Source organism: Vibrio sagamiensis NBRC 104589 (assembly GCF_007990935.1).
Taxonomy (GTDB): Bacteria; Pseudomonadota; Gammaproteobacteria; order Enterobacterales; family Vibrionaceae; genus Vibrio; species Vibrio sagamiensis.
In genome coordinates, this window is sequence record NZ_BJXJ01000053.1 from 1 (window position 1) to 16,920 (window position 16,920).

Below are 16,920 nucleotides of genomic sequence, written 5' to 3' on the forward strand. Positions count from 1 at the left end.
ACTGAGTTCTTGCCCGAAATGAAAAACATGGGTGCTTAAAATGATTCTTCTTTAGACCGATCATTCATTAAGTGCTCTCGCCCGGCTTCTAGCCCCATTTTATATCCCTCAAGCAAAACTGACTTTTTCATCGACAGCCGCTGAACTCTAAAGTCTTCCGGAGGCGCGATGACATTTATGCTAGTTTTAGGTGGCGGATTTCGAATAAAATCGAGAGATTCATTATAGTTTTCCGATCTTTGAAGAATAGCCTCTGCCATTTTGGGACAATCCGGAAAGCACTTTTTAACTAGCCACGGCATTTTTACTTTTTTCTTTTGATAGCTTAGAGGATGAGAGAGTACAACTGTAATATCTCGAGCACCACGGCGGTATGCTTCTCGGACAGGAATAGAATCAGCAATGCCTCCATCTGAATGATAACTACCAGTAAAACAAGGAGGGTGCTTATATGCAATGGGTAACGCTGTCGTTGCTTCAATCACCCTATCAAAGTTATCGCGATCAACTCGGTAATATTCTGCCAGCCCTGTATTGACATTTGTCGTAACCGCAACAAAGGGAATATTATTAAACAATTGATTTCGATCGAGGGCATAATTTCGATTAGACTCTTCAAGTAGCCATTTAACATCAATTAAATCCCCTCCTTTTAAAAAACGATTTACATCAAAAAAACGCTTACTTGTGGCCAGTTTTGTAATGATATTAATACTACGATGTGGGTAATCAGTAAGATAGCCAATTAAATTAGAAGCACCTGCAGAAACACCAATTGCAAAGTCAAAAGGTTTATAGCTTTTCTCTAAAAATGCATCCAATACTCCACTGGCGAAGACACCACGCATTGCTCCACCTTCAACTATAATTGCTTTTTTCATGTACTTCCTCATTAAATAAGCTGTTATTTAAATCGAAAGCAGTTTATCTATTTTCTTACAATGGCATTATTGATATCAAGACGAAAAATGTAAATAATGAGACAAAAGTTATGAATATGCTCTGTAAGATGAATGTCGATAATTTATAGAATAGTAGCATCAAATTAAAATCAAGTGAGATAAAACATCATAGCTCGCTCCTCGTGATTTAAGCTTTCATTACTGATTCTTTGCTTGGCGCAATTGAGAAAGATATTTTACCCAGTTTTCTGCTTGCATGGATGGCGCCATTTCATTTGAACGTTTTGCATAAGCCAATGCGTCATCAAATTTCTGTAATTTGAAGTAAGCACGAGTTTTCATCAAAGCAACATCGGCCTTACGCCCCGATACTTTATCTAATGCAGCAAGTGCACTTTGATATTGGCCCTCTTGAACTAATAATTGCGCAAGATGCCAATTATACTGACGATCCAACTTTGCAGCTAAGCGCCAGCTTGCGATAGATTTCTGCCATTCCTTAGCCATTTGCCAGTAGGTGGCTTGCTGCGCTTTTAGTTTGCGGTCAGAGTCGATACTCACAATTTCACCCAGTTCTTTTGCGGCTCGTTCTGGAATACCACGCTTGGCATATAATTGAGCCAGTAGTTTATGATCGCTGTTATCAAAAGGAACTCCTTTCAGCTTGGCCAGAGCCATAGTATCAAGTGCCTTACTACTATCATTCACATGCAGATATAAAGCAACCAGTTGACGCCACCACTCAGTGCGATTTGGTTGCAGATCGATCAAACGCTTGATCGTTCCAATCGCAGGTCGCCACTTTTTCAGTTCAAGCTGCGCAGATAATGTCATCGATAAAGGTGCTTGAGTGTCAGGAAGGTGGAAGCGTTCATAGCTAGCCATCGCTGATAACACCTTTTTCCACTCTTTCAATTGGTAATGAGACTGAGCAATACGCAGCCAAACTTGGTCGGCTTTTTGGTTTTTTTCCGTGGTTTTAGTCAAATGATAATAATGTGGTAACGCCTGCTTAAACTGCTGGGCATTGAGTAAGAGGTCAGCCAACATCTTTTGCGTTTGCCATGCCTGCTCGTCTTTTAATTGCCCACTTTTCACCGCTAGGGTTAATTGCTTAATCGCAGGCTGTATTTGCCCATTTTGCCAATAAAAGATACCGAGCATCCTAGCAACAAAAGCACGTTCATATCCCCGAGACGTATCCAGTGCTTTAAGTATGGCAATCGCTTGGCTAAATTGCTCTTTTTCAGCCAACTGATGAGCCTTTTGCACACGACCAGCCGTGTATTGGCTTAATTCATTCGCACTAGAGCTCAAAGCTGCCAAACTAAGTGCAAACCCCAGCAAAAATAACTTCATCATTTATCTAACTTAAACTCCAATCTCACGGTTTGGCCTTGCTGTTTAATAGAATGACCATTTTCAACTTTCGGCTGATATTTCCACTTTTTTAATGCACGAATTGCATCTTTCTCAAACCAGCGTTTAGGCTGTGCTTCTATGACTTCAATATCTACAGGGCGACCTGATGCATCAATAGTAAAACGCATCACGACGTAGCCTTCTATCTTACGTTTCAACGCTTTTGATGGATAACGAGGTTCAACACGGTAAAGTGGCATGGCCTGCTGGGTACCCATCATCCCTGATAAATTTGGGGCTTGAATGGCGATACCATCCAAAGACGTATTCAAACCCAAAGCCGCAATAGGTGACATCTGTTGCATATCTTGCTTCGGAACCTCTGCTTGCGACAATGCCATTGGTTCCGGCATCGATGGTGGTTTGGGTTGTTCAGGCACAGAACGCTGTCTTCGTTGTATCTCTGAGTCATTTTCGAGCATGACCATATCAAAGCGAACCGCCTCCGAGGCAGGTTGGGCTTCTTGCTTGCCTCTATCAACCATCCATGCCATCAAACTAAATAAGCTGAGTGTAATGATGCATGAAAGTGGCAATGCCATCATCAACAAGCGCATTAGTGTTTCTCCGCAGCTAGGGCGATATTTTTCACTCCAGCACCTTTCGCAGCATCCATCACTTTGACAACCGTACCATTATACGCATGTTCATCCGCTTGAATCACCAATGCCGCTTCAGGTTGCTCCAATAGTAAATGCTCTATCGTCGCTTCAACACGTTCAATATCAACCATACGTTTATCAATATACACATCATTCGCGGCCGTAATTGCGATAAAAATACCTGCCTCTTTTTGACTGACAACGTTTGACGCTTGCGGGCGATTCACTTCGACACCCGATTCGCGAACAAAAGAACTGGTCACAATAAAGAAGATCAACATGATGAATACAATATCAAGCATCGACGTTAAATCGATCTGAGCTTCATCTTGTTGAATGGGTCGGCGTCCGAGTCTCACTTTTGACTCCTTAATGATTGTTCTAATTGGATTATTTTTCTTTCACATGACTTACTCAAGCGAGCATGTACAAACATTCCCACCAAAGCTGCGACCATACCTGCCATGGTCGGTAACGTCGCAAGCGAGATACCTGAAGCCATCAATTTAGGGTTGCTACTCCCTTGGGTTGCCATCATGTCAAACACACTGATCATACCCGTTACCGTGCCAAGTAAACCGAGCATGGGGCAAATAGCGACTAAGACTTTCATGGTTGATAAGTGCTGGTATAGATCACCTTTAGCCTTTGATATCCATCCTTCTCTAATCTGGTGTGCATACCATGACTGCTGTTCAAACCTAGAGCCCCACCGTTGTGTAAGGTGTTCTTTTACCTTTGGAAACACAGTATAAAGATAAAGCAGTCGATCGATAGCCAGCAGCCAATATAGAGCAACGACAGCAGCTAACCACCATAAAATGGGACCTCCTTGATGCATAAAGCTCATCAAGGTCGAACCCCAATCTTTCACGATTACATCCCCCATGCCGGATACACTCAGTGCCATTACGCTGCACTCTCTGTCATCAAGTGTGAATGAGCTGCGCTTGATAGACTGCCTTCCTCTGCTTGCTCCGCGACAAGGGCAATACCTTGCTTTTCAAGAATATTTCGAATACGTTCTGCTTGAGAGCTCAAAATATTATGCGCCAGTAAAAGAGGCATAGCAGCAATAAGACCGAGTACAGTGGTCACTAGCGCCATCGAGATCCCTCCAGCCATCACTTTCGGATCACCATTACCAAATTGAGTAATCACTTGGAATGTTTCTATCATCCCTGTCACCGTACCAAGTAATCCTAGCATTGGCGCCAATGCAGCCAATAACTTCAACATTGATAAGCCTTTTTCCAAATGCATTTGCTCATCGACAACCGCTTCTAATAAACGAAGTTCCAATGCCTCTACACTGCGGTGCTTATCTTTTTGGTATACCGCAAGAATTCGACCCAGAGGATTATCAGTTAATTGTTCAGGATTTTTGAGCTGCTGAGTTATGCGTTTGCGAGCCACAAGCAAAGACACACCTCGAATCACGGCAATAGACAATCCAATCACCAGTAGTCCAAGTATTATCTTGCCTACCACTCCACCAGCATTCAATCGATCTAAAAGGGTGGGAGATGTCTCTAGCTGTTCTAACAAAACGCCACGGGATGGATCAATAACAACATTATCAATATGGCCAGCGTTTAATGAGCCTATTGTTGGGGCATTATCTGGTTGGCGAAGATATTGAACAGCATCACCTCTCTGACCTTGCCATTTAACGAAACCTTTATCGTCAACAAGCGCTATCGCCCCTAAACGAACTCCATTGGCTGTTTGTTCTCGCCCTTCCCCATCCAATAATGGGAAAGAAACATTGACTAATTCTCCACTGGCTTTAATTTGTTGTTCCATACTGCGCCACATGGCTTGCAGCTGGGATAGTGTTGGCAACGACTGTGCCGCAATAATATTCTCGACATTATCAAAGTCAGCGTGAGCATCCACACTCGTGACGGACTGTTTTAGCTCCATTTCCAAAGACTTAGCACTTTGGCGAACCACACCAAACAGTTCACCTAAGCTCCCTGTTTCTAAACGTAATTTTTCTTCTAACTGTGCAAGCTGAGATTCATTTTCACTGAAGGTTACACTCAACGTATCAGCTTCACTTTGCAGTACTGCACGCTCTGAAGCCAATTGATTTTTTATCGACTGAAGCTGTTTTTCATTTTTATGAAATCCGGCTTCTCGGCTGTTATTATGTGACTGCTGTTGGCGCTGCTCTTGATGTGCACTTTGCAACAAAGCCTTGCTTTCTGATGCCGAGGTATTCCCCGTCAAAGCAGCAAAAGACAATATCGCGACAGACATTGATGCCTTTAGTAAACGGTTATTTAGCATTTATTTCTTCTCCGCTACTTGGCTTGATAAAGGTAACGTCAATAAACTAGGGGCCAACTGTTTATTTGCCATTGCGTATGCTTTGTTCAATTCAGCAGATTGCTGATCATCAATATATTCCCAAGCGTTGTGTTGTTGAGACCAACGCCAGAATACATCACCAGAGAGGCTACGAGCGATCAGAGAAATACGCCCCAAGTAAAGCACATCAACTTCAATGAGGTCACCATCCACAGGTTGAATTTTATCTCGGTAGGTTCCCAGCTTACTGCCGTAATCGATTTCAACCTGATACGCTTCCAAGATTCTTCGAAACTTCTCAGCATCGGCAACATCTGCACGCTTCATAACGGCTTCTAGCTTAGCAATTCGTTCTTGCCTTTGTTCTTTGCGGATAGGCATATCATCGGCAACTCTCGCTTTTAACCCAGCAAGCATATGGTACATCAAAGGCACAATCCCTTGCCGTGTCTTCGCAATCTGCTCAATCTGCTTATTCAAGCTAACCATTTCTTGATTTTGGCTCTCAACAAGACCGTTCAGGTGATCACGGTAAATTTTCAAATTGCTGATTTCCTCACGCAACTGATCGATTTCAGCGTCCAAAGTCAGAGCTTTTTCAGCACTCACATCAATACGTTTTTGGCTCGATGCTGAAGCCTGATTTGTTTTGCCCTGAACAGTTTGTGCCCGATTAAGTTCATCAGCTGTAGCTGGCAGCAAAACCGATGAAAGTAACAGAGCAAGGCTAGATTTAAATAGATTCATATGCGTTAAAATATCTTTATTTTCAGACCCTAAGGTTGGTTGACCTTTTTTGTTATACCCAAGATACTCTCAAGTACCTTGAGTAAGTGTATTTAATACTTAAATTGCAGTGAAGCCATGTAGTTTCGTCCTTCACCAATCACGACACCACTCGCGCCCTCTTGATTCTTCTTGGTCGTTCCTCCACCAGCAAGGTAATCTTCATCAAAGAGGTTTTCGATATTAAAGCGAGCGATAATATCCAGTGAGTCATCGTACCTAAATGTGTGTGAGAATCCTATATCAAAACGTGTATAAGCTTCTTTCTTAAACGTATTCGCTGCATCACCATAACGGTCGCCTTCATAAATCATACCCAAATTGATATTGGTATTCGGCTGAACTTCATAATTGGTCCAGACACTGGCTGACCATTCTGGCACGTCAACAGGTTGATGACCTTGATATATTTTACTTGCAGTTATTTCTGCATCTAAATACATCGCAGATGCATTTAGAGAAATAGTGTCTGTAATCGCTCCTTGGATCAAAAACTCTGCACCTTTGTGGACCTGTTCGCCATCCTGAGTCGCAATTTCTTTGTTTGGATTACTTGGATCATCAATATCTAAACGAACATTTTCCAAAGTAATATCAAACAAAGCTCCGGTCAGATACAAGCGCTCATCCAACAGTTCCCACTTAGTCCCAATTTCATAAGAGATCCCTCGTTCTGCCTCTAATTCCTGACCGTCATTAGAAAAGTCAGGATCATTGACACTACCTTGAGGCATAAAGCTCTCAGAATATTGCACGTATATCGAGCCATTACTTGCTGGATGGAAAATCAAACCAAGCTTCGGAGAAACTTGCTGTTCTGTTAGTTTATCACTGCGTTTCTCATCATAACGAACCCCTGCTAACACTTGCCATTTATCACTTAGTGTCAGCATATTTTGTGCATAAAGGCCCCACGTATCATATTGGCTGGTTGAACGCTTTACTGAATTTACTGAATTAGGTTTGGCAACTGTTTCGCCAGCAGGTACAAATTCTGCATCATAAAATGCCATTGAACGGTCATAATTATAATCCAAGTAGTTAACACCAATTAAGAGGCTGTTACTGGTTTCAAACAGAGAAAAGTCTGTTGTGATATCTAAATAAGCTGTATCAAATACCCAATGATCAGAGCGTTCATTACCTTTATGCTTAATTTGACCAGTTTGCTCGTACTCTTCAAAACTTGGATAGGATTCTACATCAAAACGTTTAAAGTCTTGTCGATTATAACTCGCTTTTACATTCATGTTGTCCATTACTTGAGCATGAATTTCAACACCGTAGTTCTCTACATCATTATCTATCTTGGACCACTGTGCATCCCAAATGTAGTTTTCGTCAATAACTGGTTTTTCATCCACAATATAAGCCCCTGAGTCCACACTACCGACCTCTTTAGTGCGATCATAGTGTGCAGAAAGCATGATATTTTCGGTTACATCGTATTCGACAACGAAACCACCAATCGATCGATCAGTATCAGGTTCTGTGCCATCACCATATTGTCGCCAAGAACCGTAATTCTCCTGAGCCAGAATCGTGCGAGCTCTTAATGATTCCGCATCATTCAATGCACCACCCACATCTAATACAGTGCGAGAATGATCATTAGACCCTATATCCTGACTAAAATAAGCTTGTGTCATTGAAGTAGGTTTTTTAGAAATCATGTTAACTAATCCACCCGGCTCTGATTTTCCATATAATAAGCCGGAAGGCCCTTTCAATACTTCCACTCGCTCTAATAATTCAATCGGCTGACGATAGTGCGACCAATGCTGGCGACCATCTCGTAAAAACCCATCAGAGCTACCAAGTTCAAAGCCTCTCAGTGAAAATCGCTCTCGATTCCTTCCCTGCCCACCAGCACTAATACTGGCGTCATTTTTTAACACTTCCCCAAGTGTACTTGCTCGTTGTTCCTCGATAACAGCAGAGTCAATAATGCTAATTTGCCCCGGGGTTTCTAATTGCAACATATCCATTCGCAGTGCGGTTGAATTATGATCTGCTTTGTAGCCAAATTCTCGACCTTCAATAATTAGGTGCTCATCTTCTTGGGCCACTGCGGTGTTGATAATAGCCCCCCCAATAGCAACAGCAAGTAAACACTTATTACACATATTCTTTAAGCTCCATTTTTGAGCACAAACAACCAAAGTGTGCGCCCATTTATTTCGAAGCACGAATATAAGTAATAATCATTCTTATTTATAACACATTTACATTCTTTGCTTTTGTTTTTTTATAAATCTTTGAATGTTCGTTCAGGAAAATATAATGTCACGATAAAACCACCACTTACTCTATTCGCAGCAATAACTTTTCCACTCATAATGCGCATTGACTCCTTAACAATGGCAAGGCCTAAACCGTATCCTCCGGCTTTTTTGTCTCTAGACGCTTCGAGCCGAGTAAACGGTGAGAAAATATCATCCAATCGATTTTCAGGAATGCCCGCTCCGGAATCAGCGACACTCACAGTAAGGTAACGTTCTTTTTTAATGGTTTGATTCTCTAAAGAGACCTCTATAATTGCTTGCTCTCCGGCATATTTAATCGCATTGGTCACCAAATTACTGACACAGCGAACAACCAAAGCCTTATCACATAGAACCATCGTTTGCTCAGCCTGTGACGTAAGAGTAATACTTTGCTCTGGCTTTAATTCAATTTCACACCGTGAAATTTGTAGCTCTAATAATGACAATAAGTCAGATTTCACTAACTCCGTTCTGTATCGTGTATTCTCAAGTCGACTGAACTCTAAGATTTCCCCAATAAGATCGTTTAGCTGTGTCGCTTCATCTTCAAGACGCCCTACAAGTTCTTGTTCTTTTGGGCCGACTTTATTGCGTAACAAATGTAATACTAAATTCTGTCTCGCCAAGGGGGTTCTTAGTTCATGAGAGACATCTCGAATCAAACGGCGCTGCTTTTCTGCAAGGCGGTGTACTTCTCGAGTCATATGATCGAAGTCTTCAGCTAACTCATTAAATTCACGTGTTTTAGAATGCAGTTCATCAACAACACACACATTAAAATCACCATTGGAAAGCTTTTTGCTCGCTTCTCTAAGGCGACTAAGAGGTTGCTGTAAATTCCTGGCAATCAAAATCGAGAACAACACCAAAATAACTACAGCGATAAGCAGCTTTAAAATAGCAGAATAAAAAATAAATTCACGGGCAGGGTGCAGCTGATGAGGCAGTTGTATCACCAAGTCCATGCCTTTTTTTAAAGGAATAGAGATGATAGGCCGGCTAACTCGATTTTCAAGCTGTTCATCAATGCTGCGTTTAAATTGTAATTTAAATTGAAAGTGAGGATGCATCATTCTCTGGGTGAGAGGTTGAGCATTTTCATCGACAACAAACAAATCAAAACGCTGTGCCTGTGCCCAGTTTGCAAGCGCCTCCATATTCCCATCTTCTATCAAAACATTCGCTTTCTGTGCCAAATCTAACATTTCATTTTTTACACTTTGTGGCACTTTAAGCATCGTCTTGACTAAGGCTTGTTCAGCTAAAGTTTGTGCAACTAAAATACTGATAACAATAACCACCATGTAACTAAACAACTGAAACGCTAGGCCATCTTTATGGCGAGACATAAAGTCAAATAACAAAATAATCACTCACGTGATGAAGTATCTAAGTAACTGTAACCTTTGCCGCGAAAGGTTTTAATGTGCTGTTTTGATAAACCCGCCTCGACCAATTTACGTCGAATATTACTGACATGCATATCTAAGTTGCGATCAAATGGGCTTAGCTCTTTTTTCAAGACCTCTGTCTGTAATTCTGCTTTAGAAATCACAATTCCTTGATGTTGCACTAAGTAACTCAGCAAATCAGCCTCTGTTCCTGTAAGGGGTAGCGAACTTAATTTATCGGTGATGGATTCAACAGTCTTATAAATCACTTGTCTTTGACGCTCTAGTCCAACTCTGCGCAAAATAGCTTTAATCCGCATTAAAAGTTCTGCGACATTAAATGGCTTACCAATGTATTGGTCTGCACCAGCCTGGTAGCCTTCAAGCATCGATTGTTCATCGTTCAGTGCGGTTAGCATTAAGATAGGTGTTGCAAAGCGTTGGCAAATTCTTCGTGCGACTTGCATCCCCGACAAATTAGGTAGCATGACATCAAGCAATACTAAATCTACCGAGGTTTTCTCCATGTAACTCAAAGCACTTTCACCACAATGGACAGAAGAGACTTGATATCCCTCTTCTTTTAACACCACTTCAAGCAATTCACATAATGACACATCATCATCAACAACTAAAATCCGAGACATAGAACAACCAACAATGAAAATACAAACGATTCTCATTTTAACACCAAGCAATGGCAGTGCAATAGATATCATAAACAAGACACTAATTTGGAATGAAAACATTGACAGAGTGAACAAACCGAAAAGCAAATAGGCATATGGGTTGTACTCTAACGAGTCACTTAATTCCCGATTAACCTTACATGTACTTTGTTCAACGAGACGCTGTATGTGGGCGTGTCACTAGGACATCTCACTGGCCTAAAGAAAACCTGAAAATATAAAAATCCTTAACAATAGTGAATGCCGTACTACACCGGGCAAAAAATAAAAAAAAGCAAGCACACTTTTCTATTGTTTTTTATAAAAATTTAACCCTAACAAACCAACTTCATCATGAAAAAACCTGATTTTATTAATCTATCATTTTATTTCAGTTTTTATCTTTTTCTACCACCATTGAATCATTGATACATTGATACATTGATAACTGAAGACTAATGAACAGTCATTACAAAAGATGGAGTGTAAAGAATGATAATACCGCAAACAATATCATCCGTTCCAGTGAACCTTAAAAGAGCAAGAGACACAACAACGGATGAAGTTCCACCTTTACCGACTAAAATCAAATGTATACGTAATGAACAAGATTCTTCTATCAGACGTAAACCTTCAATGCCATCTAAAGAACCATCTCAGACTACAATAAAGTTGGGTGAGTCAGCTAAGTCCTCTGAGCCTAAATCAGTCACTGTTAAACAACTAGTTAAAGATATAGCAAAACAAACAGGTATTGTTGAATCGCACTTAGAACCACTGCAAGAACTCGCTAAAGATACCAATCAAATCATCTCATTTCGTCCTGTCGATCAAATGTCAACAGGGCTGATTGAAAAGGGATATCCAACCAAAGGGTTTGAAATCAAGGGTAAATCAGCGAATCATGGTCCCCAAGCAGGCTTTATTTGTGTAAAACAAGAATTGAGTAAGCTTCACCGGGCAGGTTTAGAGCCAAAGGTATTATCTGAAAAAGTGAAAAAGTACAACGGAGAGGTACAGTCTTGTATAGAGAAAAGAGATGCCATACCAGTTCAATTGAAATTATCTCCAGATCGCCTTAAGTGGCTATCACAAAACGGCACAATTACGTTTCCAGTTCTCTCAACATCACTTGACTCCTTTATGATTCGCTCTGAAGGTCTTACTTATCAAGCAGATAGAAAAGGAAATGATTTTGTCATTTCCTATAATGATAAGCCACTAGAAGTACTTGCAGATCCAAAGAGTAATATGCCCCTTACGGCAGATTATGATCTCATGTTTATAGCACCACAAGCAGAACAGCTCGATGTGGGAAAAGAGGACAAGGTACCCGTTCCGCGTATACACTTTGGTGATATAAGTCAGGCTTATAAAGATAAATATGAAAAAGATAACAATGGAAGGCCTTTTACTCCCGCAGAATTCTTTGCTAAGGAGAACGAAACTCAAGGAAGTTGGGGGCAAGGCATCGGTAATGCCACACCAAGAATAAACAAGATGATCGATTCACTTAATTTAGCTACCGTCGGTAAAGGAGGCAACCCCGTTGTGCATCACAATGCTGACTCTGGAAGCCCAGCTACGGACCCTAGCTCTAACTATCCCATCACTGTGTTTATGCCCAAAGCCTTTGATGATTATCAATCTATCCATATAATAAAGGACACTAAAGAATTGGCTGAGTTTGTGAAAAAGGCAAAAGACGCAGGTTTTTCAGTTCCACTCAACCCAAAATGGGAGAAACCAGTAGCTCAAGCACGATCCGCAAGATTTACTGACGCACAAAACACTATTCTCAATTGGGCCCAAGAGACTCATATACCGAATTTATCCGAAAAAACAAGTACTTCACAATAGTCCTTTTCAAGTAAACCGGACATTTCGAGTTAATTTTTGCAGCGAATTGTTGAGTATTGATACAAGGCGAAGGCTTAGGTGGGAAGCCGGTAACACTGTAGAAAAGCTCAACAGACGCTGCCCAAAAGGTTCAGCTAAAATCGTAAAGTGGCTTCAAGAAACTGGTTTGAAACTATTCTCATATTGGACTCTTCTATTAATGTCGATAGAGTATTCGCTGTTTTTAATGTGATCACCTAAAGTACTGGATGAGTACACGCTTAAGGTATAGATGTGACATGGAAACAATCATAATCGGACATCGCGGGGTAGCAGGGCATTACCCCGAAAACACACGTTCCAGCATTCAAGCAGCCATTGATATGGGGCTAAAGTGGATTGAGGTTGATATTCAACCAACTAAAGATAATACGCTTGTGGTGTGCCATGATCACACCGTCAACCGTTGCAGCAATGGAACAGGCAGATTAGATAAGATGAGTTTGTCTGAACTTAAAGAGCTCGATTTTGGCTCTTGGTTCAGCCACGAATTTGCCAACGAGAAGCTGCTGACTTTAGATGAATTGTTGCAATTAGCCGCTGAGAATAGCCTCAAACTCAATTTAGAAGTCAAAGTAGACAAACATGATGCTGAAGAGGTTGCAAAACTCGTCATTGATACTCTCCAAAATGGGCCCGTAAAAAGCAAACACCTACTTTTGTCGAGCTTCAACCACACGATCATAAAAGCACTTTACAATCAAAGTCAGGATTATCGACTGGGTGTGCTTAGTGACTTTTTAACACGAAAGGATCGTGAACTTCTTAATGAAGTGAGTGCATATAGCTGTAATCTTAATATCAATTGGATACGCCGACGCCAGATAGAGAGGTTGCGACAAGAAGGTTATAAAGTCATGTGTTACACCGTAAACAACCCAAACAAGCTAAAGCATCTCCCCTCTCTTGATGGAATCTTTAGTGATTATCCAGAGCGGTTTATATAAAAGCATGGGAAGATGCCACAGATTTTACCATTCAATAGAGATCGGCGTACCCATCTTAACTAATCGAATAAATTCATCCATTTCTTCATTGGACAACGCAATACAACCGTTAGTCCAGTCAAAGCTCTGGATAAACTGAGCTGGTTGCGTTTCGCCATTTTTCAAACCGTGGATTTTTATCTCTCCACCAGGAGAAACGCCTCGACGAAGAGCATCAGCACGGTCATGAGCATTGGGATAGCTTATATGAACAGAACGGTAATAAGCCGAATCATTGATCACATATTTCAGTGTATAGTTTCCCTCGGGAGTTCTATTATCCCCTTCTTGCTGTTTATGGCCTTTGGGGTTCGCACCAAGAGCGACTCGATACTCTTTGATGACTTCTCCTTGTTCCAGCAAGTACATTCTCCGTTTGGATTTATCAATTTTAACTAAATCGATCGCAGCCTGAACATCGTATGTAAAAGAATAACATACCGCTAGGAACACCCATCTTCTTAACATCACCAAAATACCTAACTCGCTCATTTAGAGGGAATTTAAACAAAGAACGACTATGCTAGTCAGGTAAGCAGAGTAAATCAAATTGAATATTCACAGATTTGATGACAAGGCTGCTTATACCTTGAGATGCTTGATTCAGAGTCATAACACTGAATTGAGTTAAAGGAAGATCATAGAATGCTACAGAAGAAACCAAACCTTTCAGAGGGAGAGTCATGATTAATATTGCTTTTTTTAGCGCTAAATCCTACGACGAGATTTCATTTAACAAAATCAAACACCATCAATTTACTTTCCACTTTCATGATTTCAGGCTGACAGCGACCACAGCTAAAATGGCTCACAACTGTGAAGTCGTTTGTGCCTTTGTTAATGACGACCTCTGTGATGCTGTACTGGAACAATTGGCACGAGGTGGCACGAAACTGATCGCGATGCGCTGTGCAGGCTATGATAAAATAGATTTAGCCAGCGCTAAGAAATACGGTCTACAAGTGGTGCGTGTCCCTGCCTATTCACCAGAGGCTGTAGCAGAGCACGCTGTTGGCATGATGATGTGTTTAAATCGCCGTCTGCATAAAGCTTATCAACGTACGCGAGATGCCAATTTTTCTTTAGAAGGACTGGTTGGATTCAATTTCTATGGAAAAACCGTCGGGGTCATTGGTACTGGCAAGATCGGTATGGCAGCGATCCGTATCTTTAAAGGGCTCGGTATGAATGTACTGTGTTATGACCCCTACGAAAACCCCTTAGCAATTGAAATGGGGTGCCATTATTGTTCACTGAGCGACATTTATGCAAAAGCGGACATCATCTCCTTACACTGCCCGATGAGTGAAGAGAACTATCACCTATTGAATGAGAAAGCCTTCTCGCAAATGAAAGACGGTGTCATGATCATCAACACAAGCCGTGGAGAACTCTTAGACTCAGTTGCCGCTATAGAAGCATTAAAGCAAAGTAAGATTGGCGCACTTGGTCTTGATGTTTATGATAATGAGAAGGATCTTTTCTTCCAAGACAAATCCAACGATGTCATTGTTGATGATGTATTTCGACGTTTATCCGCTTGTCACAATGTGTTGTTCACCGGACACCAGGCTTTTCTTACCCATGAAGCCCTCCACAATATCGCTTCGGTCACGCTGAGTAACATCGAAGCATTTTTCTCAGGCGGATTATCAGGTAATGAGCTTATTCTTTAGGGCCTTGAATTAGGCCCCATCTGTTATCAAGAGATATAGTAAGTCGTAACTTGTTAACTATGCTATAATCGCCGACTAACAAATTTTTGAGTCCTTAACCATGAGCATAAAAACTGATATCCAAAAGCTGCACAACCGTCTAGATAACTGCCAACGCAAACTTGATGCGGCACGTTCTCGTGGTGATCATGAAATGATTTCTAAGTTCACTGATGAAGTGGAGCAGTTAACCAAAAAACTTAATCAACTAAAACATAAGCAAAAATACGAGCTAAATAAAGAGCGTAAAAGCCTGCTTGATATGCCTTTCTCACGTGAAATAACCAAGGCTGAACAAGCGGATATCGGTAAATTGAAAAAGCGTGTCAAAGGTCTCGTTATTGTTCACCCATTAACTAAAGTGGGCAAAGAGCTACGTTTAGACGTTATGACAGGATTCGCTCCAAAAGAGTTTTAGCGATAACAGCTTGGCTTTATCTAAATACCAAGAAACCCAAGCTTATATAGGCTTGGGTTTTTAATAGCGGTATTTCTCTATAAAGGCTTATTTTTGAGACATAAGGGATAATAGTGTGCTCTCCCTCCCCTCAAACAAGGTGCCAAAATCACTTGGTGCTCACAACGGGTAGTAGCCTTATCTGACACACTTTTGGATAAGACCGTTCATCACACAAACAACATAAAAAAGTTAAATTATTGATAAGATTTAATTTTCCATCTTATAATGACGGAAATCACCTTGAGAACATCATCAAGGTAGCCCTCTTCGAGCCCAGATTGTGTTGATGTATTTGTTATATGCTAGAGACTTAGTTAGCTTGATTTAACTGCAATAAGTCCCATTTTGTACCGTATAAGTCTTTAAAAACAACAACAGTGCCATATTCTTCAACACGTGGGTCTTCAGTAAACTCGACATCTTGAGCTTTCATAAACTCATAGTCACGCCAGAAATCATTAGTTTGAAGAAATAAGAAAACACGACCGCCAGCTTGATTGCCAATTGATTTTAATTGTTCATCATTACTTGCTTGAGCCAATAGTAAATTTGTACCCGTTGAATTAGGTGGAGATATTTGAACCCAACGTTTACCGCCGCCTAAATCAGTATCTTCGACAAGTTCAAATTGTAGTTTTTTGGTATAAAATTCAATTGCATCATCATAGTTTTCAACAACTAAAGCTATATTACCAATTTTTTGTTCGATAAGCTTATTCATTTTTGGCTCACTACAGTTCAAGAATAGAATTCTACCCTATTTAACTCATAAGTTCATTTTTGCATATAACGCCGCATTAAGGTACGAACAACACTAAATTAACGCTTACAGAACGAGCAAAATACCGGAACTTTGCTTTTATTATGCTCTTATTAATCAATACAGAATTTTACACGTTTCAAGCATTACTTGCTTATCAATATCTTTAAGTGCTGCCTTGATGATTAACTTCGATAAGAATCATATGTGAAGCGCCATAGTGAAAACGAACCTTACAATCTCCGCAAGCCGCTATCCCCTCAGGAATGAAAAAAAGCACCACCTTTTATCACCTGAGTCAGCGATTACGGAGACTTCAATTACAGCGGTACGATGCAATTTAATTGGATCTTTAATTTCGATGGATTCAATATTCATGCGAAAACATATCATGTTATTAGGACGCATGCGCAGTTAACTATCTGTATAAAAAGAACTTATCAGAACTCTGGCAAATATACTATCTAATACCAATTGCATTAAATTTCATCACAAGCGTCACCCTAGCAATGGAAACGGAAGAATTTTTAATAGACAAGCAATGCGCCGCTCTTTTGCAAACAAATAGAATCGAATTTCTTTTAGGTACCCGAGGGCGTAAAGGGAATAGGGCGTTACAATACGGGTGTAGTAAACGCTATTTGAGAGTCGTAACAAATACATTTGCGTCATCCTTTGTACTTGTCGGCTTTTGATCTGTAAAAACGAAAAAACCGCTGTAAAAACAGCGGTTTAATTTTTAATAG

16 protein-coding genes are annotated in these 16,920 nt (G+C 40.7%); 4 read left to right on the forward strand and 12 right to left on the reverse strand.

Features of this window, described 5'->3' with window-relative positions; genetic code table 11:
- Positions 1-35 precede the first annotated feature (35 nt).
- From VSA01S_RS17770 to VSA01S_RS17815, 10 genes are all read right to left on the reverse strand, one after another.
- Positions 36-881: a patatin-like phospholipase family protein gene (locus VSA01S_RS17770; RefSeq protein ID WP_039983441.1), complete on the reverse strand. Its 846-nt coding sequence runs from the start codon at positions 879-881 to the stop codon at positions 36-38.
- A gap of 219 nt (positions 882-1,100) precedes the next feature.
- Positions 1,101-2,264, reverse strand: coding sequence for a tetratricopeptide repeat protein (locus VSA01S_RS17775; RefSeq protein ID WP_039983443.1), 1,164 nt, complete (start codon positions 2,262-2,264; stop codon positions 1,101-1,103).
- Complete coding sequence (locus VSA01S_RS17780; RefSeq protein ID WP_039983445.1) at positions 2,261-2,881, reverse strand: energy transducer TonB; 621 nt, start codon at positions 2,879-2,881, stop codon at positions 2,261-2,263. Before VSA01S_RS17780 ends, VSA01S_RS17775 begins: the two co-directional genes overlap by 4 nt.
- Positions 2,881-3,285, reverse strand: coding sequence for an ExbD/TolR family protein (locus VSA01S_RS17785; protein WP_039983447.1), 405 nt, complete (start codon positions 3,283-3,285; stop codon positions 2,881-2,883). Before VSA01S_RS17785 ends, VSA01S_RS17780 begins: the two co-directional genes overlap by 1 nt.
- Entirely contained in the window at positions 3,282-3,836 is a 555-nt protein-coding gene (locus VSA01S_RS17790) for a MotA/TolQ/ExbB proton channel family protein (RefSeq protein ID WP_039983448.1), read from the reverse strand. The genes VSA01S_RS17785 and VSA01S_RS17790 overlap by 4 nt, the downstream gene beginning before the upstream one ends.
- Complete coding sequence (locus VSA01S_RS17795) at positions 3,836-5,221, reverse strand: MotA/TolQ/ExbB proton channel family protein (protein ID WP_039983450.1); 1,386 nt, start codon at positions 5,219-5,221, stop codon at positions 3,836-3,838. The genes VSA01S_RS17790 and VSA01S_RS17795 overlap by 1 nt, the downstream gene beginning before the upstream one ends.
- A complete protein-coding gene (locus VSA01S_RS17800) occupies positions 5,222-5,989 on the reverse strand; it encodes a DUF3450 domain-containing protein (RefSeq protein ID WP_039983452.1) in 768 nt (255 codons plus the stop codon). It abuts the gene before it with no gap.
- Between the two features lie 92 nt (positions 5,990-6,081).
- Positions 6,082-8,154 (reverse strand): TonB-dependent siderophore receptor, encoded by a 2,073-nt coding sequence (locus VSA01S_RS17805; RefSeq protein WP_039983453.1) that lies wholly within the window; start codon positions 8,152-8,154, stop codon positions 6,082-6,084.
- Positions 8,155-8,276: 122 nt separating this feature from the next.
- Positions 8,277-9,644, reverse strand: a complete 1,368-nt coding sequence (locus VSA01S_RS17810; RefSeq protein WP_039983458.1) for a HAMP domain-containing sensor histidine kinase — start codon at positions 9,642-9,644, stop codon at positions 8,277-8,279.
- A 20-nt stretch (positions 9,645-9,664) separates the two neighbouring features.
- Complete coding sequence (locus VSA01S_RS17815; protein ID WP_039983459.1) at positions 9,665-10,333, reverse strand: response regulator transcription factor; 669 nt, start codon at positions 10,331-10,333, stop codon at positions 9,665-9,667.
- 513 nt (positions 10,334-10,846) lie between these two features.
- On the opposite strand from VSA01S_RS17815, the gene VSA01S_RS17820 reads away from it, so the two are divergent.
- Complete coding sequence (locus VSA01S_RS17820) at positions 10,847-12,214, forward strand: anthrax toxin-like adenylyl cyclase domain-containing protein (protein ID WP_050567473.1); 1,368 nt, start codon at positions 10,847-10,849, stop codon at positions 12,212-12,214.
- Positions 12,215-12,492: 278 nt separating this feature from the next.
- Positions 12,493-13,200, forward strand: a complete 708-nt coding sequence (locus VSA01S_RS17825) for a glycerophosphodiester phosphodiesterase family protein (protein ID WP_039983454.1) — start codon at positions 12,493-12,495, stop codon at positions 13,198-13,200.
- Positions 13,201-13,224: 24 nt separating this feature from the next.
- Here VSA01S_RS17825 and VSA01S_RS17830 read toward each other — a convergent pair whose 3' ends face one another.
- The gene (locus VSA01S_RS17830; RefSeq protein WP_039983455.1) at positions 13,225-13,707 is read right to left on the reverse strand and encodes a L,D-transpeptidase family protein; all 483 of its coding nucleotides are present in this window, start codon (positions 13,705-13,707) and stop codon (positions 13,225-13,227) included.
- 215 nt (positions 13,708-13,922) lie between these two features.
- Here VSA01S_RS17830 and VSA01S_RS17835 point away from each other — a divergent pair, with 215 nt between their 5' ends.
- Together VSA01S_RS17835 and VSA01S_RS17840 are read left to right on the forward strand one after the other, a co-directional pair.
- Positions 13,923-14,915, forward strand: a complete 993-nt coding sequence (locus VSA01S_RS17835; protein WP_039983456.1) for a 2-hydroxyacid dehydrogenase — start codon at positions 13,923-13,925, stop codon at positions 14,913-14,915.
- A gap of 100 nt (positions 14,916-15,015) precedes the next feature.
- Positions 15,016-15,372: a YibL family ribosome-associated protein gene (locus VSA01S_RS17840; RefSeq protein ID WP_021711866.1), complete on the forward strand. Its 357-nt coding sequence runs from the start codon at positions 15,016-15,018 to the stop codon at positions 15,370-15,372.
- Between the two features lie 352 nt (positions 15,373-15,724).
- Here VSA01S_RS17840 and VSA01S_RS17845 read toward each other — a convergent pair whose 3' ends face one another.
- A complete protein-coding gene (locus VSA01S_RS17845; protein WP_039983457.1) occupies positions 15,725-16,135 on the reverse strand; it encodes a VOC family protein in 411 nt (136 codons plus the stop codon).
- Positions 16,136-16,920 lie beyond the last annotated feature (785 nt).